The organism is Enterobacter sp. E12 (assembly GCF_014596715.2).
GTDB lineage: Bacteria > Pseudomonadota > Gammaproteobacteria > Enterobacterales > Enterobacteriaceae > Enterobacter > Enterobacter bugandensis.
The window spans coordinates 1523546-1546161 of the sequence record NZ_CP115601.1 but is presented as its reverse complement, the minus strand read 5'-3'; the positions used below and the strand labels follow the sequence as shown (position 1 = coordinate 1546161).

20 protein-coding genes are annotated in these 22616 nt (G+C 58.9%); 10 read left to right on the top strand and 10 right to left on the bottom strand.

Translation table 11 applies throughout. The features are described from left to right. Positions 1–33 precede the first annotated feature (33 nt). Positions 34–1266, bottom strand: a complete 1233-nt coding sequence (locus IB212_RS07305) for an MFS transporter (RefSeq protein WP_048960865.1) — start codon at positions 1264–1266, stop codon at positions 34–36. 168 nt (positions 1267–1434) lie between these two features. On the opposite strand from IB212_RS07305, the gene IB212_RS07300 reads away from it, so the two are divergent. The 3 genes from IB212_RS07300 (at position 1435) to deoR (ending at position 3604) form a co-directional block, all read left to right on the top strand. Next, entirely contained in the window at positions 1435–2163 is a 729-nt protein-coding gene (locus IB212_RS07300; RefSeq protein WP_188245754.1) for a phosphatase PAP2 family protein, read from the top strand. A gap of 7 nt (positions 2164–2170) precedes the next feature. Beyond that, positions 2171–2779 (top strand): undecaprenyl-diphosphate phosphatase, encoded by a 609-nt coding sequence (gene ybjG, locus IB212_RS07295; protein ID WP_188245755.1) that lies wholly within the window; start codon positions 2171–2173, stop codon positions 2777–2779. Positions 2780–2845: 66 nt separating this feature from the next. Further along, a complete protein-coding gene (deoR, locus tag IB212_RS07290) occupies positions 2846–3604 on the top strand; it encodes a DNA-binding transcriptional repressor DeoR (RefSeq protein WP_047368171.1) in 759 nt (252 codons plus the stop codon). A 39-nt stretch (positions 3605–3643) separates the two neighbouring features. Here deoR and dacC read toward each other — a convergent pair whose 3' ends face one another. Beyond that, complete coding sequence (gene dacC, locus IB212_RS07285) at positions 3644–4849, bottom strand: serine-type D-Ala-D-Ala carboxypeptidase (RefSeq protein ID WP_032644979.1); 1206 nt, start codon at positions 4847–4849, stop codon at positions 3644–3646. Positions 4850–5089: 240 nt separating this feature from the next. Between dacC and IB212_RS07280 the strand changes: the two genes are divergently transcribed. Further along, positions 5090–5716 carry a glutathione S-transferase family protein gene (locus tag IB212_RS07280; RefSeq protein ID WP_028012484.1) on the top strand — a complete coding sequence of 209 codons (627 nt, stop codon included), beginning with the start codon at positions 5090–5092 and terminating at the stop codon, positions 5714–5716. Here IB212_RS07280 and IB212_RS07275 read toward each other — a convergent pair whose 3' ends face one another. Both IB212_RS07275 and bssR read right to left on the bottom strand, forming a co-directional pair. After that, complete coding sequence (locus IB212_RS07275; RefSeq protein ID WP_048957049.1) at positions 5717–6835, bottom strand: PQQ-dependent sugar dehydrogenase; 1119 nt, start codon at positions 6833–6835, stop codon at positions 5717–5719. It abuts the gene before it with no gap. Between the two features lie 107 nt (positions 6836–6942). After that, on the bottom strand, positions 6943–7326 hold the full coding sequence (gene bssR / locus IB212_RS07270; RefSeq protein ID WP_163332973.1) for a biofilm formation regulator BssR: 384 nt from the start codon (positions 7324–7326) through the stop codon (positions 6943–6945). Between the two features lie 216 nt (positions 7327–7542). On the opposite strand from bssR, the gene rimO reads away from it, so the two are divergent. Beyond that, positions 7543–8868, top strand: coding sequence for a 30S ribosomal protein S12 methylthiotransferase RimO (gene rimO, locus IB212_RS07265; protein ID WP_041910688.1), 1326 nt, complete (start codon positions 7543–7545; stop codon positions 8866–8868). Positions 8869–8931: 63 nt separating this feature from the next. Here rimO and gsiD read toward each other — a convergent pair whose 3' ends face one another. From gsiD to iaaA, 5 genes are read right to left on the bottom strand one after another with little or no spacing between them, the layout of a single operon-like run. Then, entirely contained in the window at positions 8932–9843 is a 912-nt protein-coding gene (gsiD, locus tag IB212_RS07260) for a glutathione ABC transporter permease GsiD (RefSeq protein WP_188245756.1), read from the bottom strand. 1 nt (position 9844) lies between these two features. After that, entirely contained in the window at positions 9845–10765 is a 921-nt protein-coding gene (gsiC, locus tag IB212_RS07255; RefSeq protein ID WP_041910690.1) for a glutathione ABC transporter permease GsiC, read from the bottom strand. A 5-nt stretch (positions 10766–10770) separates the two neighbouring features. Continuing rightward, entirely contained in the window at positions 10771–12309 is a 1539-nt protein-coding gene (gene gsiB / locus IB212_RS07250) for a glutathione ABC transporter substrate-binding protein GsiB (RefSeq protein WP_047362754.1), read from the bottom strand. Positions 12310–12332: 23 nt separating this feature from the next. After that, the gene (gene gsiA, locus IB212_RS07245; RefSeq protein WP_041910692.1) at positions 12333–14204 is read right to left on the bottom strand and encodes a glutathione ABC transporter ATP-binding protein GsiA; all 1872 of its coding nucleotides are present in this window, start codon (positions 14202–14204) and stop codon (positions 12333–12335) included. Positions 14205–14215: 11 nt separating this feature from the next. Beyond that, entirely contained in the window at positions 14216–15154 is a 939-nt protein-coding gene (gene iaaA / locus IB212_RS07240) for a beta-aspartyl-peptidase (protein ID WP_188245757.1), read from the bottom strand. A gap of 188 nt (positions 15155–15342) precedes the next feature. Between iaaA and moeA the strand changes: the two genes are divergently transcribed. Together moeA and moeB are read left to right on the top strand one after the other, a co-directional pair. Beyond that, the gene (gene moeA / locus IB212_RS07235; protein ID WP_045630940.1) at positions 15343–16575 is read left to right on the top strand and encodes a molybdopterin molybdotransferase MoeA; all 1233 of its coding nucleotides are present in this window, start codon (positions 15343–15345) and stop codon (positions 16573–16575) included. Position 16576: 1 nt separating this feature from the next. Further along, on the top strand, positions 16577–17329 hold the full coding sequence (moeB, locus tag IB212_RS07230) for a molybdopterin-synthase adenylyltransferase MoeB (RefSeq protein ID WP_188245758.1): 753 nt from the start codon (positions 16577–16579) through the stop codon (positions 17327–17329). An 89-nt stretch (positions 17330–17418) separates the two neighbouring features. On the opposite strand, the gene fsa is transcribed toward moeB, so the two are convergent. Then, complete coding sequence (gene fsa / locus IB212_RS07225; RefSeq protein ID WP_188245759.1) at positions 17419–18081, bottom strand: fructose-6-phosphate aldolase; 663 nt, start codon at positions 18079–18081, stop codon at positions 17419–17421. 128 nt (positions 18082–18209) lie between these two features. Between fsa and IB212_RS07220 the strand changes: the two genes are divergently transcribed. The 3 genes from IB212_RS07220 (at position 18210) to IB212_RS07210 (ending at position 22528) form a co-directional block, all read left to right on the top strand. After that, entirely contained in the window at positions 18210–19109 is a 900-nt protein-coding gene (locus tag IB212_RS07220; protein ID WP_047368162.1) for a glycyl-radical enzyme activating protein, read from the top strand. 4 nt (positions 19110–19113) lie between these two features. Continuing rightward, the gene (locus IB212_RS07215; RefSeq protein WP_188245760.1) at positions 19114–21546 is read left to right on the top strand and encodes a formate C-acetyltransferase/glycerol dehydratase family glycyl radical enzyme; all 2433 of its coding nucleotides are present in this window, start codon (positions 19114–19116) and stop codon (positions 21544–21546) included. Positions 21547–21712: 166 nt separating this feature from the next. Next, a complete protein-coding gene (locus IB212_RS07210; RefSeq protein ID WP_041910699.1) occupies positions 21713–22528 on the top strand; it encodes a Cof-type HAD-IIB family hydrolase in 816 nt (271 codons plus the stop codon). Positions 22529–22616 lie beyond the last annotated feature (88 nt).

The following is a 22616-nucleotide window of genomic DNA, read 5'->3' as shown; positions in this document are numbered from 1 at the left end:
GCCCTCTCCCCAAAGGGGAGAGGGAAAAAAAGATTATGGTTGCAGGGCGTTTCCGACGCGTTTGTCCTTCAGGAATACCACCATCAGGCCAACCCACAGCACGCCGTTGGCGAGGTTAAACAGGCTGAACAACCCATTGCCGCCCAGCGCGTAGGCGTGCTTGCTCACCTCGATACCGACGGTAAAAATCAGCATCTGCAGCATGCCCATCGCCGCAGAGACCGTACCTTTACTCATCTCGCTCGCAAACAGGGTCAGGCGCACCAGACCAGCGTTCGCCACGCCAATTCCGAAGGCATAAATGCTCAGCCCCGCCGTCATCCACAGGTAGGCGTGGGATGACGCGACGGTCGCTACCGCAGCCAGAATCAGCCCTGCCGCAATCGGCCAGCCGCCCATGATAATCAGTGAACGCACGGTGCGGCGAGACGTCAGACGGGCCAGCACCAGGTTACCAATAATCAACGCGCCAAAGATCGGCACCTGCAGCAGGCCGTACTCGTAGCTGCTGAGCTTTTCACCGCTGATGATAATAACCGGTGACTGCGCGATCCACGCCAGCAGAGGCAGGCTAACGAATCCGGTCGCCAGCGCCCCCGCCACAAAGCGGCCATTTTGCAACACTGCTTTGTAATCCCGGCCCAGCTCTTTCAGCGAGAGTTTTTCGCCCAGACGGGTAGCCGTTTCCGGCATCGCGCGGTGCAGGCCGAAGAACGCGATGGCGGCGAGAACAGCAAAGAGCACAAACATCCCTTCCCACGGCGCAACGTGCACCCACGCGGCCCCCACCAGCGGCCCGAGTAAGGGGGCGATCAGCGCCACGTTAGCCATCAGCGCGGTAATTTTGATACACACCGCCTCCTCAAACGACTCCTGGATGGCGGCATACCCCACGGCGCCGATAAAGCACAGGCTCACCCCCTGCAGGAAACGCAGCAGGGTAAATTGTTCAATGTTTTGCGCCAGCAGCGTGGCGAGGCAGGTAACGATAAACCACACCACGCCCGTCAGCATCACCGGACGGCGCCCAATACGATCCGACAGCGGGCCTAACAGCCACTGCAAAAACATGCCGCCAGCCAGATAGGCGGTCATGGAGGTCGGCACCCACTCGATTCCCGCGTTGTACTGCTCCACAACGGCCAGCATACCGGGCTGGATCATATCGTTGCCGATATAGGTAGAGAATTCGTAGAGCACCAGACACAGAGGGAAAAGCAACGCCTGACGACCCAGACGTGAACCAGAAGAAGAACGGTTTAACATGCAATCTCTTTATAATGACAAAATCGCGACGAGTTTAATGAAATGCCGTAATCCGAGATAGTGATTTATCGAGGAGAAACAGAAATAAAGCACATATCGTCTTCGTTTAAGGTTTCCTTAAGTTGACAGATTTATGATAGCGCGATTACTCGTCAATGATCCCTAATTATGGCACTCACTTCCAGCCGTTCAGAATTGTCTAACTTACAGACTAATAAGACAAAACAGCTTTACCGCTTACCGTTCCGCTTTTATGGTTATCAGCTTTTGGTGCTAGTAGCGCTTGCCGTGGTGTTTACGTGGCTATCGCGCGATGAAGCGCTCGACAGATGGATCACCGGTTTTTGGTATGACGCGGCGACACAGACTTTCCCGCTGCAAAAAGACCACCTGCTGGATCTGCTGAACCATCGTCTGGCGAAGTACATTGCGATTGCCTTAGGCGCCGTGGCGCTGCTTTACGGCGCTTACAAACGTAACGCAAGGCTTGTCACAGCCGCGCTGCTGATGGGGCTTGGCGCGCTGGTGGTTGGCGTGCTGAAAAGCATCAGCCACCACAGCTGCCCGTGGGATCTGGTGGAATATGGCGGTAAGGCCGTGTCTTACCCCCTGTTCAGCGCCGTTCCGGCAGACAGCGGTCCGGGCCGCTGCTTCCCGGGTGGCCATTCTTCCAGCGGCTTTATGGTGATGGGGCTGTTTTTTGCCTTCTGGCGCGAGCGTCCGCGTCTCGCCTGGAGCTTTGTGGTCCTTGGCGCGGTTCTGGGTCTGGCGATGGGCTTCGGCCAGGTGATGCGCGGGGCACATTTTTTCTCTCACAACCTGTGGGCCGGGTGGTGGGTCTGGTTTTCCCAGGTGGCGGTCTACGGGCTGGTTTCCACCCGGTTTGCAAAAGAGTGATTACGCTATGCTAGAGAATCTGAATTATCAGCTGTTTTATCTGATCAACGCCACCCCGGCCTCGCCAGAGTGGATGATTGATTTTGCCACCTTTCTGGCGAAAGACCTTATCAGCATCGTGCCTGCGCTGGCTGCCATTCTCTGGCTGTGGGGGCCGCGCAGCCAGGTTAAGGCTCAGCGCCAGCTGGTGATCAAAGTCGCGATGGCGCTCGGGGTAAGCGTGCTGGTCAGCTATCTTCTCGGCCACGCGTTCCCGCACGATCGTCCTTTTGTCGATCGCGTTGGCTACACCTTCCTGCACCACGCGCCGGATGACTCTTTCCCGAGCGATCACGGTACGGTTATCTTCACCTTCGCGCTGGCTTTCCTGTTCTGGCATCGCCTGTGGTCGGGTGCGGTGCTGATGGTGGTCGCTGTGGCTATCGCCTGGTCGCGCGTCTATCTTGGCGTCCACTGGCCGCTGGATATGGTGGGCGGTTTCCTGGTGGGGCTGATTGGCTGCGTGAGCGCGGCTATCCTGTGGAATCTCTTCGGTGAAGCGCTCTACCGCGGGCTCTCTTCGCTCTATCGCGCCATTTTTGCCATCCCGATCCGTAAGGGCTGGATACGTGACTAATCCCAACCGGACAGGTTACACTGAGCCCCCGCCCTGCGGGGGCTCACTTTTTTATCCCGAGGAACTATGGAAACACGACGCGATGACCGCATTGCTCAGCTGCTGCAGGCGCTGAAGCGCAGCGATAAGCTGCATCTGAAGGAAGCCGCCAACCTCCTCGGCGTCTCAGAGATGACCATTCGTCGCGATCTGAACAGCGACAGCGCCCCCGTGGTACTGCTGGGCGGGTACATCGTCCTTGAGCCGCGCAGCGCCAGCCATTATCTGATCAGCGACCAGAAGACGCGTCTGGTTGAAGAGAAGCGCAAAGCCGCGCGTCTTGCGGCCACGCTGGTTCAGCCGCACCAGACGCTGTTTTTTGACTGCGGCACCACCACGCCGTGGATTATCGAAGCCATCGACAGCAGCATTCCCTTTACCGCCGTGTGCTACTCCCTGAACACCTTTCTGGCGCTTCAGGAGAAACCCGAGTGCCGGGTGATCCTCTGCGGCGGCGAGTTTCACGCCAGCAACGCCATCTTTAAGCCGCTTAACCTGCAGGACACGCTCAGCAACCTCTGCCCGGACATCGCGTTTTATTCCGCCGCGGGCGTCAATGTGCGCCAGGGTGCAACCTGCTTTAATCTGGAGGAGCTGCCGGTCAAGCACTGGGCGTTAAATGCCGCGCAGTATCATGTGCTGGTGGTCGATCACAGCAAGTTTGGCAAGGTGCGTTCGGCAAGAATGGGCGAGCTGGCGCAGTTTGACGCCATCGTCAGCGATTGCCGCCCCGATGACGAGATTGTGGCCCATGCAAAGGCACAGCAGGTGAAGTTGATGTATTGAGGTTATGCCGGGTAAGCGCAGCGCCACCCGGCATAAAACTTAACTAAACCAGCTGCCAAACCAGCTATGGAATTTCATCAACACGAAATCCCACATCCGGCTGAAGAAGCCGCCCTCTTCCACCGCTTCCATCACAATCAGCGGACGCTGTTCAATCGACTTGCCGTTTAGCTGGAAATCAATCGTCCCGACCACCTGGCCTTTTTTCAGCGGCGCGGTGAGCTGCGGTTCGGTCAGGGTATAGCTTGCTTTCAGGTTTTTCAGCTGACCGCGTGGAATGGTCACGGAACCGGCCTCACCCGCCCCCAGATTCACCTCGCTCTTGTCACCAAACCAGACGCGCTGGCTGACGAACGTGGCATCCGGTTTAATCGGCGTCACGGTTTCATAGAAGCGGAAGCCCCAGGTCAGCAGTTTTTCTGACTCGTTAAAGCGGATGCGGTCGGTTTTGGTGCCCAGCACCACCGAGATCAGGCGCATGTCGCCCTGCGTCGCGGAGGCCACCAGGTTGTAGCCCGCGCCGGCCGTGGTGCCGGTCTTCATTCCGTCCACGTTAACGTTGCTGCTCCACAGCAGGCGGTTGCGGTTCGGCTGGCGAATTTTGTTGAAGGTAAACTCTTTCTCTTTGTGGATGGCGTATTCATCCGGCACGTCGTGGATCAGCGCTTTTCCCAGCAGCGCCATGTCGCGCGCGGTACTGAACTGTCCCGGCGCATCCAGGCCGTGGACCGTTTTGAAGGTGGTGTTGGTTAAGCCGAGCTTTTGCGCATAGCCATTCATCAAACCAATGAAAGAATCCTGACTGCCGGCAACGTAGTCGGCCAGCGCGATACACGCATCATTTCCCGACTGAATGATTACCCCTTTGTTCAGATCGGAGACGGAGACCTGATCGCCAGGCTTCAGGAACATCACCGACGAGCCCCGCAGCGCCGGGTTGCCTGTCGCCCAGGCATCCTTCCCGATGGTGACCATATCGTCCAGCTTGATCTTGCCCGCTTTTAACGCCTGCCCGACCACATAGCTGGTCATGATTTTGGTCAGGCTGGCCGGATCGAGTTTCTCATCCGCATTGCCTTCCGCCAGCACCTTACCGCTGGAATAGTCCATCAGGATCCAGGCGCGCGCGTCCACAGGCGGCGCTTCGGGCGCAGCCTGTTCAGCCGCGTAGAGTGTTGGTGCAAACAGGAAAAGGAGCGCAGAGCCTGCCGCCAGGCTGCGCAGAGAAGTCATTTTTCGCGTCATAAATGCCACCCGAGTGTCCATTCAAAAATTACGTCACATCACCGTGTCGCAAGAAGCGATGAGTAATAGCGCACTAAAACGGTTAAAGAAACCCAACGAGGGTAAAGTTATTAAAGTTTATGCAATAACATTCATTTACGCTTTGATTCAGGCGATTTTTTTGTCTTCTGTTGCGTAATTGTTAGGTTTATCTCACCATGGCAAAAAGCCGACCCGGATTCACACTCATCAGGAGTAAATATGATTACGCTGTGGGGCAGGAATAATTCGACCAACGTTAAGAAAGTGCTCTGGACGCTGGAGGAACTGGATTTACCGTTTAACCAAATCATGGCTGGCATGTCGTTCGGCGTGAACAAAGAGGCCGACTATCTGGCGATGAACCCGAACGGCCTGGTGCCGCTGCTGCGGGATGACGAAACAGACGCAACGCTTTGGGAGTCCAACACCATTGTGCGTTACCTCGCCGCCCAGTACGGTCTTGGCCGCCTGTGGGTTGAAAACCCGGCGCAGCGCGCGCAGGGTGAGAAGTGGATGGACTGGGCAAATCAGACGCTCTCTCCCGTTCACCGCGTGATCCTGATGGGGCTGGTGAGAACCCCTGAAGCCGAGCGCGACTACCCCGCCATTCATGCCGCGCAGGATGCCTGCGAAAACCTGTTTGCGATGATGGACGATGAGCTGGCGAAGCACGCCTGGTTCTCCGGCGATACGTTCGGCGTGGGGGACATTGCCGTAGCGCCGTTCGTCTGGAACCTGACTAACCTCGGTCTGAAATGGACGCCGCGCCCGAACCTTGACCGCTGGCTTAAGCAGCTTGGCGAGCGCCCGGCGTACCGTAACGTGGTTATGATCCCGGTCACCTGATTACGCACCGGACGGGCTGACTTTTAACAGCTGCCCGTCCGTTTCGTCGGTCAGGACATACAGATAGCCATCCGGCCCCACCCGCACATCGCGAATACGCTGCTCCCGGTCGCCCAGGATCCGCCCGTCCTCCGTCACCTTATTGCCGTCCACGCTCAGCACGATAACGTCCTTTTCCTTTAGCGCCCCGATAAACAGCTTGTTTTTCCACTGCGGGAACACGTCGCTATTATAGAACGCCATGCCGCTGACCGCGGGCGACACTTTCCAGACAAACAGCGGCTTTTCGGCTCCCTCAACGTGCTCACCTTTGGCTTCCGGGATTTTCAGCCCGCTGTAGTTAATGCCGTGCGTCGCCAGCGGCCAGCCGTAATTTTTGCCCTTCTCCGGGATGTTGATTTCATCCCCGCCGCGCGGGCCGTGCTCGTTCAGCCACAGCGTGTCGCTCCACGGGTTCATCGCCATCCCCTGCGGGTTACGAATGCCGTACGACCAAATTTCCGGCCGCGCGCCGGAGGTGTTCACAAAGGGGTTATCCGGCGGCACTTTACCGTCTTCGGTGAGGCGCACCACTTTACCCTGCAGCTTGTCCAGATCCTGCGCCGTCGGGCGCTGGTTGTTCTCGCCGAGTCCAATAAAGAGATACCCTTTGCCGTCGAACACCAGTCGCCCACCAAAATGGTTACCGGTAGAGAGTTTCGGCATCTGGCGGAACACCACCTGGAATCCCTCGATGCGGGAAAGATCGTCGCTCAGGCGACCATAGCCCACCGCCGTTCCGGCCTTGCCGTCACGCCCGGCTTCGGCGTAGCTCAGCCAGACGCGGCGCGACTTTTCAAAATCAGGCGCCAGCACCACGTCCAGCAGTCCTCCCTGGCCGTTCGCCCACACCTTCGGCACGCCGACAATGGGATCGGAAAGTCCTTTCCCGGCCTGCCAGCGCTTGAGCTGCCCGCCCTTAAGAGTGACCAGTAAACCGTCATTACCCGGCAGGAACGCCATCGACCAGGGGTGATCGAGTCGGTTTTGCAGCACCTCAACCTTTACCGCCTCTGGCGCAGCAAGAAGCGAAAACGGAATAAACAATGCAGGCAGGAAAATCAACGAGGATCGAGGCATAAAGCGCTCCTTTTTCGGCATATGGCATAAAGATTAGCCATTACCTCCGGGCGCGTTACCACTTTTACAAAAGCTTAATCAGAGGGGGGAGTTGCCTCCCCCCGAACTCAGTGCTGTGCAAGCGTCTCGTACTTGTTAAGACACATGATGCAAAGAGAGAGCGTTGTCAGGCAGTTTTCAAGCTTCTCCGCGTTAACAGCGATAAAATTTGGGCAGTCGTGGCGTCCGTTCATCAAACATACCCCTGCAATGGAGAGCACCTCAGCGGCGCGACGCAGCGCCATCAGCTCGCATTCATCGTATTCCGTCTTCAGGGTCGGTGCTTTTTCACGCATGAAATTACACAGTTCAAACAGATTATCACGCAGATGTTCGCTTTCGCTGACTGACATATAGCCCTTTGCCTTCCTGAGCTGCAGATAGGCGGCCAGGTCGATTCGGGCGTTGATCAGCTTGTTAAGCAGATCGCGTTTCAGTCTGTCAACGGACATGCTATTTCCTCCTCTGTCAGCCATGTTGCACATTCAGAATAAGGTCATTTTTTGTACAGTTTAATGCCTGAGATCAATTATTCTTAACTGATTAACATTATTTACAATGTTACAACCTCGGCCTGGCGCATCCGCCTTGCAAAGAGTGTATAAATCCCCCGCGATACGCTGTAAAATCCCGCCCTGATAACTCCATAATTGATGAATTTTTAACCTATGAGCAATGTTACGCACCAGCCGAAAATCGGCTTCGTCTCCCTGGGCTGCCCGAAAAACCTGGTGGATTCCGAACGCATCCTGACCGAACTGCGCACCGAAGGCTATGACGTGGTGCCAAGCTACGACAACGCCGATATGGTGATCGTTAACACCTGCGGGTTTATCGACAGCGCGGTCCAGGAGTCACTGGAAGCCATCGGTGAAGCGCTGACCGAAAACGGCAAAGTGATTGTTACCGGCTGCCTGGGCGCGAAAGTGGACCAAATCCGCGAAGTGCACCCGAAGGTGCTGGAGATCACCGGCCCGCACAGCTACGAGCAGGTGCTGGAACATGTTCATCACTACGTGCCAAAACCAAAGCACAACCCGTTCCTGAGCCTGGTGCCGGAACAGGGCGTGAAGCTGACGCCGCGTCACTACGCCTACCTGAAAATTTCTGAAGGCTGCAACCATCGCTGCACCTTCTGCATCATCCCGTCCATGCGTGGCGATCTGGTGAGCCGTCCGATTGGCGAAGTGCTGGCGGAAGCGAAACGTCTGGCCGACGCGGGCGTGAAGGAGCTGCTGGTCATCTCCCAGGACACCTCGGCTTACGGCGTAGACGTCAAACACCGCTCCGGTTTCCACAACGGCGAGCCGGTGAAAACCAGCATGGTGGGCCTGTGCGAGCAGCTGGCTAAGCTCGGTATCTGGACACGTCTGCACTACGTCTACCCGTACCCGCACGTTGACGATGTGATCCCGCTGATGGCGGAAGGCAAAATCCTGCCGTACCTGGATATCCCGCTGCAGCACGCCAGCCCGCGTATCCTCAAGCTGATGAAACGCCCTGGCTCCGTTGACCGCCAGCTGGCGCGCATCAAGCAGTGGCGTGAAATCTGTCCGGATCTGACCCTGCGCTCCACCTTTATCGTCGGCTTCCCGGGTGAAACCGAAGAAGACTTCCAGATGCTGCTCGACTTCCTGAAAGAAGCCCGTCTGGACCGCGTCGGCTGCTTCAAGTACAGCCCGGTGGAAGGCGCAACCGCCAACGAGCTGGCGGATCAGGTGCCGGAAGAGGTTAAGGAAGAGCGCTGGAACCGCTTCATGCAACTGCAGCAGCAGATCTCTGCTGAACGTCTGCAGGAGAAAGTGGGCCGTGAGATCATGGTTATCATCGACGAAGTGGACGAAGAAGGCGCGATTGGTCGCAGCATGGCGGACGCCCCTGAAATCGACGGCGCGGTGTACCTGAACGGCGAAACCAACGTTAAGCCGGGTGATATTATTCGCGTCAAAGTTGAAAACGCCGACGAGTATGACCTGTGGGGTAGCCGGGTTTAATCTCACTGCACATCTTTTACAGGCCGGGTAAGGCGTAGCCGCCACCCGGCACATTTCACTGCACTACCCCTTAATCCTCGGATCCAGCGCGTCGCGCAGCCCATCCCCCAGCAGGTTAAACGCCAGCACGGTCAGGAAAATCGCCAGGCTCGGGAAAATCGCCACGTGCGGCGCAATCACCATATCGGCCCTCGCCTCGTTCAGCATCGCGCCCCACTCCGGCGTCGGCGGCTGTGCCCCTAACCCCAGAAACGACAGGCTGGCCGCCGAAATAATCGACACGCCTATACGCATGGTGAAATAGACCACGATGGACGACACCGTCCCGGGCAGAATATGGCTGAACAGAATGGTGGTATCGCTGGCCCCCATGCTGCGGGCGGATTCAATAAACGTCTGCTGTTTCAGCACCAGCGTGTTGCCGCGCACCAGGCGGGCAAAGGCCGGAATCGAAAAGACCGCCACCGCGATAATAACGTTGGCCATGCCGCTGCCCATGATCGCCACCACGGCAATCGCCAGCAGAATGCCGGGGAAAGCAAACAGCACGTCGCAGATGCGCATGATGATGCGGTCCCACCAGCCTTCATAATACCCGGCGACGAGCCCCAGCACGGTACCGATAGCCGCGCCGATCAGCACCGCGAGTACCCCGGCGGCGAGAGAAATTTGCGCCCCCACCAGCACGCGGCTGAAGATATCGCGGCCAAGCGAGTCCACGCCGAACCAGTGCAGCATTGAGGGGCCGTCGTTCAGGCGGTCGTAGTCAAAGTAGTTTTCCGCATCAAACGGCGCTACCCACGGCGCAACGATCGCCACCGCAATCAGCACCAGCACGAACAGCCCCGCCGCCATTGCGACCGGCTGACGGCGAAAACGTCTCCAGAATTCGGACCACGGGGTGCGGACATGCTCCGGTTTCAGCCCCGGCATCGCGTTCAAAACGGCCTGACGCCGCCAGTTCAACAATCGCATCTTACTTATACCTGATGGCCGGGTTAATGGCGGCGTAGAGCACGTCCACCACTAAGTTGATAAGAATAAACTCCAGCGAGAAAAGCAGGACTTCTGCCTGAATCACCGGGTAGTCGCGCATCTCGACGGAATCGACCAGCAGACGCCCCAGCCCCGGCCAGTTGAAGACCTTTTCCACGACGATAGAGCCACCCAGCAGGAAACCAAACTGTAGCCCCATCATCGTCACCACCGGGATCATCGCATTGCGGAACCCGTGCTTGAGAATGACCCACTTCTCGCTGACCCCTTTCGCCCGCGCGGTGCGAATATAATCTTCGCTCAGCACGTCCACGAACGAGGCGCGGGTAAAGCGGGCCATCACCGCCGACACGGCAGCGCCCAGCGTCATGGAGGGCAGAATATAATGCTTCCAGGTATCGGCCCCGACGGTCGGCAGCCAGCCCAGTTCAACGGAGAAGATCTGCATCAGCAGCATCCCCAGCGCGAACGCCGGGAAGGAGATGCCGGTCACCGCCAGGGCCATGCCGAGCTTGTCCGGCCAACGGTTACGCCAGACGGCCGCCACAATCCCGGCGCCAAGTCCGAACGCCACCGCCCAGCCCATGCTGGCAATCGTTAACCAGAACGTGGGCATAAAGCGGCTGGCAATCTCCTCCGACACCGGACGCCGCGACACCATTGAAATACCAAAGTCGCCCTGCAGAACGTTGCACATATAGTGCAGAAACTGCATATACAGCGGCTGGTCGAGGCCCAGCTGTTTACGCACCAGCTCAATGACGGTGGCATCCGCTTCGGGCCCGGCTACCAGGCGCGCCGGATCGCCCGGCAGCATGTGGACAAACAAAAACACCAGCACCGCCACTATCAGCAGCGTCGGGATAAGCCCCAGCAGACGTTTACAAACATAATTCAGCATGAGGTTTATTTTAAATCCGCATCGTCAAAGCTAAAGCCGGTGTCCGGCATGATGTAGAACCCGGTCAGCGCTTTGTTATGGGCTGAGACCAGTTTCTCCACCACCAGCGGTACCCATGGCGACTCTTTCCAGATAATGTCCTGCGCGTCCTTGTAGAGGCGGGCTTTCTCTTCCGGTTTGGTGGTTTTCAGGGCATCGGCCAGGTCTTTGTCCACCTGCGGATTGCTGTAAAACGCGGTGTTGAACAGGGTTGGCGGCCAGTTCTGCGAGGCGAACAGCGGCGACAGCGCCCAGTCGGCTTCACCGGTCGAGGCCGTCCAGCCTGTGTAGAACATCCGCACGCCGCTCTCTTTCTGCCCTTTCCCCTCCACTTCTGCCGCACGCTGCCCGGCATCCATCGCGGTCACCTGCGCCTTAATCCCCACCTGCGCCAGCTGCTGCTGGGTGAACTGCAGCACCTTCTGGGCGGTGCTGTGATTATGCGACGACCACAGCGTGGTGCTGAAGCCGTTCGGGAAACCCGCCTCTTTCAGCAGCTCGCGCGCTTTGGCCGGATCGTACGGCCACGGCTGATAACTTTGCGCATACGCAATAGACGGCGGCAGCACGCCGGTGGCCGGGGTGGCATAACCCGCAAAAGCGACCTTCACCAGCGCCTGACGGTTAATGGCATAGTTGATGGCTTCACGCACCTTCGGGTTATCGAACGGCTTCTGCGTGACGTTCATGCTGATGTAGCGCTGCATGATAGACGGGCTGGCAACCAGCTCCAGCTTGCTGTTTTTCTGCAGAATGGCGGCCTGCTCATACGGGATGGGGAAGGCAAACTGCGCTTCGCCGGTTTGCAGCATTGCCGCGCGGGTGTTGTTATCCACCACCGGACGCCAGGTGATGGTGTCCAGCTTCGGCAGACCCTGCTGCCAGTATCCCGCGAATTTTTTCACCTTCACAAAATCGGTCTGGTTCCAGGTGAGCAGCTCGTACGGCCCGGTTCCCACCGGGTGGAAGCCGATCTCTTTACCGTACTTTTTCAGCGCGGCGGGCGAGATCATCGCCGTCGCCGGATGCGCCAGAATATTGATAAACGCGGAGAATGGCTCTTTCAGGGTGATTTTTACCGTTGCCGGGTCGACTACCTCGGTGCTGGCGATATTTTTATACAGGTTATAGCGCTTGAGGCTGTTTTGAGGATTGCTGGCACGGTCGAGGTTGACCTTTACCGCCTCCGCATTGAAATCAGTCCCGTCCTGGAATTTCACGCCGGAACGGAGCTTGATGGTATAGACCAGCCCGTCGTCGGATACGGTGTACCCCTCCGCCAGCACATTTTTCAGCTTCATCTCTCTGTCGAGACCAAACAGCCCCTGATAGAACGATTTCGCCACCGCCTGGGAGAGCGTGTCGTTGGCGTCGTACGGATCGAGCGTGGTGAAGTTGGAGCCGACGGCAACCACCACGTCTTTGGCGGCGAACGCGGGGGCAGCGGCCAGGGCTGCCGTCACGCTCGCGGCTAACAACCATTTACGCGCTACAAATGTAACCATTGTGTTCTCCTGCCTGTTGTAAGTTATAACCGTGAGAAGGCATTGTCCTGGCGCGGCGGAGCCACGAAGTGGCCCGGACCAACCTCACGCAGCGTGACGCGCTCCACGGCTTCGCCGCGTTTACGAATGTTGCTCGGCATCTCATCCTGCAGCAGCACGCGCTGGCCGTGGCGGTGCGCGGGATCGGCAACCGGGACCGCCGCAATAAGCTTGCGGGTGTAGGGGTGCTGCGGATTCTCAAACACCGCCCTTCGCGGGCCAATCTCCACGATCTGCCCCATAAACATCACCGCCACGCGATGGCTGATGCGCTCTACCACCGCCATATCGTGCGAGATAAACAGGAAGGCAATCCCCATATCCCGCTGTAAATCCAGCAGTAAGTTGATAATTTGCGCCCGGATCGAGACATCCAGCGCCGAGACGGACTCATCCGCAATCACCACCTTCGGGTTCAGCGCCAGCGCGCGGGCGATGCAGATACGCTGCCGCTGCCCGCCGGAAAACTCGTGCGGATAACGCCAGGCGTGTTCCGGCTTCAGGCCAACGCGCTCCAGCAGCCAGGCCACGCGACGCTGCGCCGCCTCGCCGTCGAGCAGGTTATGCACCCGCAGCGGCTCCATAATTGAGTACCCTACCGTATGGCGCGGGTCGAGAGAGGCATACGGATCCTGGAAGATAAACTGAATATCTCGCCGTATCGCCTGTAATTTATTATCTGGCAGAGTGTCGATACGTTCACCGTTAAAGGTTATCGTCCCCTCCTGGGTCTCCACAAGCCTGAGCAGCGCCCGCCCGGTGGTGGATTTCCCGCAGCCGGACTCTCCTACCAGCGCCAGCGTTTCACCCGGCCAGAGATCAAAACTGACGTTTTCCACCGCATGCACTTCGCGCTTCAGGCGGTTGAAAATTCCGCTGCGCAGCGGAAAGCGGGTCACCAGATTGCGCACTTCGAGTATCGGTTTGCCCGACACCACGGTGTCCTGCTCGCCTTCATTCTCCTGCGGCTCTGTCGCCTCCAGGGAAATCAGCGGAAAACGGCGCGGCAAATCGCTGCCGTTCATCGCCCCAAGCCGCGGCACCGCCGCCAGCAGCGCTTTGGTGTAAGGATGCTCGGGGGCATGGAAAATCTGCTCGACCGCACCGGTTTCCACAGCATTGCCCTTATGCATCACCAGCACCCGATCGGCGATGTCAGCCACTACGCCCATATCGTGGGTGATGAAAATAACCCCCATCTCCATCTCCTGCTGCAGCACTTTGATGAGCTGCAGGATCTGCGCCTGAATCGTCACGTCCAGCGCCGTCGTCGGCTCATCGGCGATCAGCACCGCCGGACGGCAGGAGAGCGCCATGGCAATCATCACCCGCTGACGCATGCCGCCGGAAAGCTGATGCGGGTAGCGTCCCAGAATGGCCTGCGCCTCCGGAATGCGTACCAGCTCCAGCATCCGTCGGGCCTCTTTGAGCGCCTCATCGCCGCTCAGCCCCTGATGCAGCCGGATGGACTCGGCAATTTGTTCCCCGACCGGGAACACCGGGTTGAGCGAGGTCATCGGCTCCTGGAAGATCATCGCGATATCCGCCCCGCGCACGCCCTGCATCTGCGCGCCGCTCAGCTCGTTTAAATCGATGACCTGACGGTTACGGCGGCGCAGGAGCATTTTCTCGCTGCTGATTTGCCCGCCCGTCTGTTCCAGCAGGCGCATCAGCGCCAGCGCGGTGACCGATTTACCGGAGCCGGACTCGCCAACAATAGCCAGCGTCTCGCCGCGCCTGAGCGAGAACGATAAATTCTGTACTGCGGGGATGAACTGCCGCTCTTCCTGAAACGCAATATTCAGCTGATGGACAGCCAGCACCTCGCGGTTGTCCAGTTCTTCAGTGTGCGGCACGCGCTGCCCCCTTATTCACGATAGATGCCCGTGCTCGGCTCATCACCGGCATAACCCCAGGCGCGGTACATGCCTTCGCTGTTGAACGGCAGGGCCACGTTGCCCTCACGATCGACCGCAATCAGCCCGCCGACGCCGCCCAGGGCAGGTAATTTTTCCATCACCACGCGCTCGCAGGCCTCGCTCAGGCTTAAACCGCCGTAATCCATCAGCGCGGTGATGTCGTAGGCCGCGAGGGCGCGAATAAACACTTCCCCGGTGCCGGTACACGACACCGCTGCCGTGGCGTTATTGGCATAGCAGCCCGCGCCGGGCAGCGGGCTGTCGCCGACGCGTCCCGGCAGCTTGTTGGTCATGCCGCCCGTTGACGTCGCCGCCGCGAGGTTACCGGCTTTATCGAGCGCCACCGCGCCGACCGTGCCCATTTTGGTGGTTTCATCCAGCGGCGCAGTATGGTCAAGCTGCGTTATGCCCGCCGTACGGGCTTCCAGCAGCTGCTGATAGCGTTCTTCCGTGGAAAACAGATCCGGCGATACCGGTTCCAATCCGTGCTCAAAGGCAAATTTTTCAGCCCCGGCGCCCGCCAGCAGAACGTGCGGGCTCTCCTCCATCACCAGACGCGCCGCCAGCACCGGATTTCGCAGATGACTCACGCCCGCCACGGCGCCCGCCTTCAGGGTGACGCCGTCCATCACGCAGGCGTCCAGCTCGTGGGTTTCATCCCGGGTAAAGACCGAACCTATTCCGGCATTAAAGAGCGGACACTCTTCCAGCAGGCGCACCGCCTCGGTGACCACATCAAGCGCGCTCTCGCCCGCTTCCAGCATTTTCTGGCCCGTTTCCACAATGGCGTACAGCGCGTCAATGTAGCGCTTTTCCTGCTCGGGACTGAGCTGTGCACGGGTGATTGCCCCTGCGCCGCCATGAATTGCGATTACCGCATTAACCATTCGCATCACCCGTTAGCCTGATTCGCGGCTTTTTCTATAAATATCATTATCGTCGATGAAACTTCAGATGATTTTTGAATATAGAAAGACGCAACAGTGATGTAAAGCGTACACCCATCGGGTCATACAGTTAGCCGCACTTTTCTGCCATAATGGGCGCTTTCGTTGTTACTCCGCAGGAGCCCACCATGGATTTTACCGCCGGACTGATGCCGCTTGAGACGGCACTCTCGCAGATGCTTGACCGTATTTCTCCGCTGCATGACGTTGAGACGCTGCCGCTTGTGCGCTGTTTTGGTCGTATTGCCGCGCGCGATATCGTCTCGCCGATGAACGTGCCGGGGTTCGATAACTCCGCGATGGACGGTTACGCGGTGCGCCTGGCGGATCTCCAGACGGGTAACGCCCTGCCGGTGGCGGGTAAAGCCTTTGCGGGCCAGCCGTTTGGCGGCGAATGGCCAGCGGGCACCTGCGTGCGCATCATGACCGGCGCGCCGGTTCCGCAGGGCTGCGACGCCGTGGTGATGCAGGAAGAGACCGAGCAGACCGACGACGGGGTGCGTTTTACCGCGAACGTTAAAGCGGGCCAGAACATCCGCCGCACGGGCGAAGACATCACCCTCGGCGCGACCGTTTTTGCCGCCGGGCAGAAATTGACGGTAGGTGAACTGCCGGTGCTGGCGTCGCTCGGCATCGCCGAAGTTGACGTTGTCCGCAAGGTGCGCGTGGCGGTCTTCTCCACCGGCGACGAGCTGCAGCTTCCGGGCCAGCCGCTGCAGGACGGCCAGATTTATGACACCAACCGCCTGGCGGTACACCTGATGCTCGAGCAGCTGGGCTGCGAGGTGATTAACCTCGGGATTATTCCAGACGACCCGGAAAAACTGCGCGCGGCGTTTATCGAGGCGGACAAATCCGCCGACGTGGTCATCAGCTCCGGCGGCGTCTCCGTGGGCGAAGCGGATTACACCAAAACCCTTCTTGAAGAGCTGGGCGAAATCGCCTTCTGGAAGCTGGCGATTAAGCCGGGCAAACCGTTCGCGTTTGGCAAGCTTCCGCACAGCTGGTTCTGCGGCCTGCCGGGTAACCCGGTCTCTGCGGCACTCACCTTCTACCAGCTGGCGATCCCGCTCCTGGCGAAGCTTTCCGGCAACAAAGCCAGCCCGCTGCCGGAACGCCTGCGCGTGCGTGCCGCTACGCGCCTGAAAAAATCACCGGGTCGTCTCGATTTCCAGCGCGGCATTCTGGCACGCGGCGCGGACGGTGAGCTCGAAGTGAGCACCACCGGACATCAGGGCTCGCACATTTTCAGCTCCTTCAGCCAGGGCAACTGCTTTATCGTGCTGGAGCGCGAGCGCGGCAACGTGGAAGCCGGCGAATGGGTTGAGGTAGAAAGCTTTAACCACCTGTTCGGAGGCTGACATGACGGTGGAGCTGAGCGACCAGGAGATGATGCGCTACAACCGCCAGATCGTGCTGCGCGGGTTTGACTTTGAGGGCCAGGAAGCGCTTAAGGCAGCCAATGTGCTGGTCGTCGGTCTCGGCGGGCTGGGCTGCGCCGCCGCGCAGTATCTTTCGGCGGCGGGCGTGGGCAGGATGACGCTGTTGGATTTCGATACCGTCTCGGTGTCCAACCTGCAGCGCCAGACGCTGCACAGCGACGCGACGGTTGGCCAGCCGAAAGTGGACTCTGCCCGCACGGCGCTGGCGCGCATCAACCCCAACGTTCAGTTCACCCTGATTGACGCGATGCTGGATGACGACGCGCTGTTCGCGCAGATTGCGCAGCACGATCTGGTGCTCGACTGCACCGATAACGTCGCGGTCCGTAACCAGCTGAACGCGGGCTGTTTTGCCCACAAAACCCCGCTGGTCTCCGGCGCGGCGATCCGCATGGAGGGGCAAATCAGCGTCTTCACGTACGCGGATGTTGAACCCTGCTACCGCTGCCTGAGCCGTCTGTTTGGCGAGAATGCGCTGACCTGCGTCGAGGCGGGCGTGATGGCACCACTCGTCGGCGTGATTGGCTCATTGCAGGCAATGGAAGCGATCAAAGTGCTGGCACACTACGGCACGCCTGCCGCGGGGAAAATCGTGATGTATGACGCGATGACCTGCCAGTTCCGCGAGATGAAGCTGATGCGCAATCCGGGGTGTGAGGTGTGCGGTGGTTAAAGCAAACGGCAACCTTCAGGTTGCCGTTTTAGTGTTTGCTCCCTCTCCCTGTGGGAGAGGGTTGGGGCGAGGGCATCAGGCCGCCCCCGTCAGATAGACGTCCGTCCAAACGCTCCCTGCCAGTCCTGCTCAAACTTCACGATCGCCGCATCCACCGCAGGGGAAGTAATAAACTGCTGCGCGACGTCCAGCGGTAGCGTGATGGACTCGCACCCTGCCAGCAGGCAGTCCAGCGCCTGACGCGGGGTTTTAAAGCTCGCGGCCAGCACCTTTGACTGCGGCGCGTGCAGCGCCAACAGGTGCTGCAGTTCAATCACGGTCTGGATCCCGTCCCCGCCCTGCGCGTCCACGCGGTTAACGTAAGGGGCCACATACTCTGCTCCGGCCAGGGCGGACAGCATCCCCTGCGCGGCGCCATACACCGCCGTCCCCAGCGTCGGGATCCCTTCTGCTTTCAGCATTTTGATCGCCGCCAGCCCTTCCGCGGTCACCGGCACCTTCACCACCAGGTCGTTAATGATAGCGCGCAACTTGCGCGCGTCTTCCACCATCCCTTCGGCGGTGGTTGCCATTACCTGCGCAAACAGACGGCCCTTACCGCCCAACGCGTTGTGCAGCGCGGGCAGCAGCTCATCTAGCGGCGTTTTTCCTGCCGCCACAATGCTTGGGTTGGTGGTCACGCCCGCCAGCGGGAAGATACGCGCCAGCTTTTTGACTGCCGCAACGTCAGATGTATCGAGATAAAGTTCCATGATGTCACCCTCAAAAATTAGCCTGCACTTACCCTATCACGATAAAACCTGCTCAAGAGTTGACCCGCATCAAGATAACTTTCATTCGAAAGTCATTTAATCTTCATATGCAACTTGAGGGCAAAAATATGATCTTCAATATTCAGCGTTATTCCACCCACGACGGCCCCGGTATTCGAACCGTGGTGTTCCTGAAAGGCTGCTCGCTGGGCTGTCGCTGGTGCCAGAACCCGGAAAGCCGCTCGCGCAGCCGGGACGTGCTGTTTGACGCGCGCCTGTGTCTGGAAGGCTGCGACCTGTGTCAGCTGGCGGCACCGGGCTGTATCGAACGCGCGCTCAATGGCCTGGTCATCCACCGCGAAAAGCTGAGTGAAGAGACGCTTAATGCCCTCACCGACTGCTGTCCAACGCAGGCGCTTACCGTCTGCGGTGAAGAGAAGCAGGTGGACGAGATCATGGCCACCGTACTGCGCGACAAACCCTTTTATGACCGCAGCGGCGGCGGGATCACCCTCTCCGGCGGCGAGCCGTTTATGAACCCGGAGCTGGCGCACGCCCTGTTCAAGGCCAGCCACGAACAGGGTATCCACACCGCCGTCGAAACCTGCCTTCACGTGCCGTGGCATTATATCGAGCCGTCATTACCGTACGTCGATCTGTTCCTTGCCGACCTTAAGCACGTCGACGGAGCGGTGTTCAAACAGTGGACCGACGGTTCGGCCAAACGGATCCTGGACAACCTGAAGCGCCTCGCCGCTGCCGGGAAAAAGATCACCATCCGCGTGCCGCTGATCCAGGGCTTTAACGCCGATGAAGCGTCCATCACAGCCATTACCAACTTCGCCGCCGACGAACTCGGCGTCGATGATATTCATTTTTTGCCGTATCACACGCTGGGCATGAACAAATACACCCTGCTCAGCCAACCTTACTCTGCCCCTGACAAACCGCTGGATAACCCTGCCCTGCTGGACTTCGCGCAGCAGTATGCCTGCCAGAAAGGGTTAACCGCGACCTTACGAGGATAAACCTATGACCACCCTGAATCTCAACACCCTCAGCGAACGTATTAAAGCGCATAAAATGGCGCTGTTGCATATCGTCAAGCCGCCGGTCTGTACCGAGCGCGCGCAGCATTACACCGAAATGTACCAGCAGCACATGGACAAGCCGATCCCGGTGCGCCGCGCCCTGGCGCTGGCACATCACCTGGCGGAACGCACCATCTGGATCAAGCACGACGAGCTGATTATCGGCAACCAGGCAAGCGAAGTGCGCGCCGCGCCGATCTTCCCGGAATATACCGTCTCCTGGATTGAGAAAGAGATTGACGATCTGGCGGACCGTCCGGGTGCGGGCTTCGCGGTGAGCGAAGAGAACAAGCGTGTGCTGCATGAAATCTGCCCGTGGTGGCGCGGCCAGACGGTGCAGGACCGCTGCTATGGCATGTTCACCGACGAGCAGAAAGGCCTGCTGGAAACCGGCATCATCAAAGCCGAAGGCAACATGACCTCCGGCGACGCGCACCTGGCGGTAAACTTCCCGCTGGTGCTGGAGAAAGGTCTCGACGGCCTGCGCGCCAAAGTGGACGAGCGCCGCTCGCGCATCAACCTGACGGTGCTGGAAGACCTGCACGGCGATCAGTTCCTGAAGGCAATTGATATCGTGCTGGAAGCCGTCAGCCTGCACATCAAACGCTTCGCCGACCTGGCGCGTGAGATGGCGTCTACGGAAACCCGCGAAAGCCGCCGCGACGAGCTGCTGGCGATGGCGGAAAACTGCGACGTGATTGCCCACGAGCCGCCAAAAACATTCTGGCAGGCGCTGCAGCTGTGCTACTTCATTCAACTGATCCTGCAGATTGAGTCCAACGGCCACTCCGTCTCCTTCGCGCGGATGGACCAGTATCTCTATCCGTACTACCGCCGCGACGTGGAGCTGGACCAGAGTCTGGACCGCGAGCACGCCATCGAGCTGCTGCACAGCTGCTGGCTGAAGCTGCTGGAAGTGAACAAGATCCGCTCCGGCTCGCACTCCAAGGCCTCCGCCGGTAGCCCGCTGTACCAGAACGTCACCATTGGTGGTCAGAAGCTGGTTAACGGCGAGCCGATGGACGCGGTGAACCCGCTCTCCTACGCGATTCTGGAATCCTGCGGTCGCCTGCGCTCTACCCAGCCAAACCTGAGCGTGCGCTATCACGCGGGCATGAGCAACGACTTCCTCGACGCCTGCGTGCAGGTGATCCGCTGCGGCTTCGGGATGCCGGCATTTAACAACGATGAAATCGTGATCCCGGAATTTATCAAGCTTGGCGTTGAGCGCGATGATGCCTACGACTACGCGGCCATCGGCTGTATCGAAACCGCGGTGGGCGGCAAGTGGGGCTACCGCTGCACCGGCATGAGCTTTATCAACTTTGCCCGCGTGATGCTCGCCGCGCTGGAAGGCGGCCGCGACGCCACCAGCGGCAAGGTGTTCCTGCCGCAGGAGAAAGCGCTCTCCGCCGGTAACTTCGACAATTTCGAGGAGGTGATGGCGGCGTGGGATACCCAGATCCGCTACTACACCCGCAAATCTATCGAAATTGAGTACGTGGTGGATACCATGCTGGAAGAGAACGTCCACGATATTCTCTGCTCGGCGCTGGTGGACGACTGCATCGAACGCGCGAAAAGCATCAAGCAGGGCGGCGCGAAGTATGACTGGGTCTCCGGCCTGCAGGTGGGTATCGCCAACCTCGGCAACAGCCTGGCAGCGGTGAAAAAGCTGGTCTTTGAGCAGGGTGCTATCGGTCAGCAGCAGCTGGCGGCGGCGCTGGCGGATGACTTCGACGGGCTGACTCACGAGCAGCTGCGCCAGCGCCTGATCAACGGCGCGCCGAAGTACGGCAACGATGACGATAGCGTGGACATGCTGCTGACCCGCGCCTATCAGACCTACATTGAAGAGCTGAAGCAGTACCACAACCCGCGCTACGGCCGCGGCCCGATTGGCGGTAACTACTACGCGGGCACGTCGTCTATCTCCGCTAACGTGCCTTTCGGCGCGGCAACGATGGCCACGCCGGACGGACGTAAGGCCCACACCCCACTGGCGGAAGGGGCAAGCCCAGCTTCCGGTACCGACCACCTTGGTCCAACGGCGGTCATCGGTTCCGTGGGTAAACTGCCTACCGAGGCGATTCTCGGCGGCGTGCTGCTTAACCAGAAGCTGAATCCGTCGACGCTGGAAAACGACAGCGATCGTCAGAAGCTGATGGTGCTGCTGCGCACCTTCTTCGAGGTGCATAAGGGCTGGCATATTCAGTACAACATTGTCTCCCGCGAAACGCTGCTGGAGGCGAAGAAACACCCTGACCAGTATCGTGACCTGGTGGTACGCGTTGCGGGTTACTCGGCGTTCTTCACCGCCCTGTCGCCGGATGCGCAGGACGATATTATCGCCCGTACTGAGCATACGCTGTAAGAAAACGCCCGGTGGCGCTGCGCTTACCGGGCCTACAGAGTCTCCCCGTAGGCCGGGTAAGGCGAAGCCGCCACCCGGCTTTCTGACTTTCATTCGAAATTAAATTTGTGCTCCCCGTCACCTTGTTATTAGAATGTTTCAAAACGCAGTGACCCAGGAGCACAGTATGACCGTTAAAGTTATCGTCACCGATATGGACGGAACTTTCCTTGATGATGCCAAGCAGTACGATCGTGACCGCTTCCAGGCACAGTTTGAGCAGCTTAAAGCCCGCGATATTGAATTCGTTGTCGCCAGCGGCAACCAGTATTACCAGCTCATCTCCTTCTTCCCCGAGCTGAAAGAGCAGATCTCCTTCGTGGCGGAGAACGGCGCGCTGGTGTTTGACCACGGCGAACAGGTTTTCCACGGCGAGCTGACCCGCCATGAGTCGCAGATCGTTATTGGCGAACTGCTGAAAGACGAAGGGCTGAACTTTGTAGCCTGCGGTCTGGAGAGCGCCTACGTCAGCGACAAAGCCCCGGACGCCTTCGTGGCGCTGATGTCAAAGCACTATCACCGCTTAAAACGCATCAGCGATTACCGCGAAATCGACGACGTGCTGTTTAAGTTCTCCCTGAACCTGCCGGACAGCGATATCCCGAACCTGGTCGATAAACTGCACGTCTCCCTGGAAGGCATCATGAAGCCGGTCACCAGCGGTTTCGGTTTTGTCGATTTGATTATCCCCGGCCTGCACAAAGCCAACGGCATCAGCCGCCTGCTGAAACGCTGGAAAATCTCCCCGCAGGAGTGCGTCGGCATTGGCGACAGCGGCAACGATGCCGAGATGCTGAAGCTGGTAAAATACTCTTTTGCGATGGGCAACGCGGCGCAGAGCATTAAAGACATTAGCCGCTACAGCACCGACGATAACAACCATCAGGGCGCGCTGAACGTGATTCAGGCCGTGCTCGACAACCACTCTCCTTTCGACGTCTGATCCTTTCCTCGCCGGAGCCCCGCTCCGGCCTCTCACTCTTTTTCCGTCCTGTGGCTTGCGTCAAGTTTTTAAACTTGCATTAACTTAT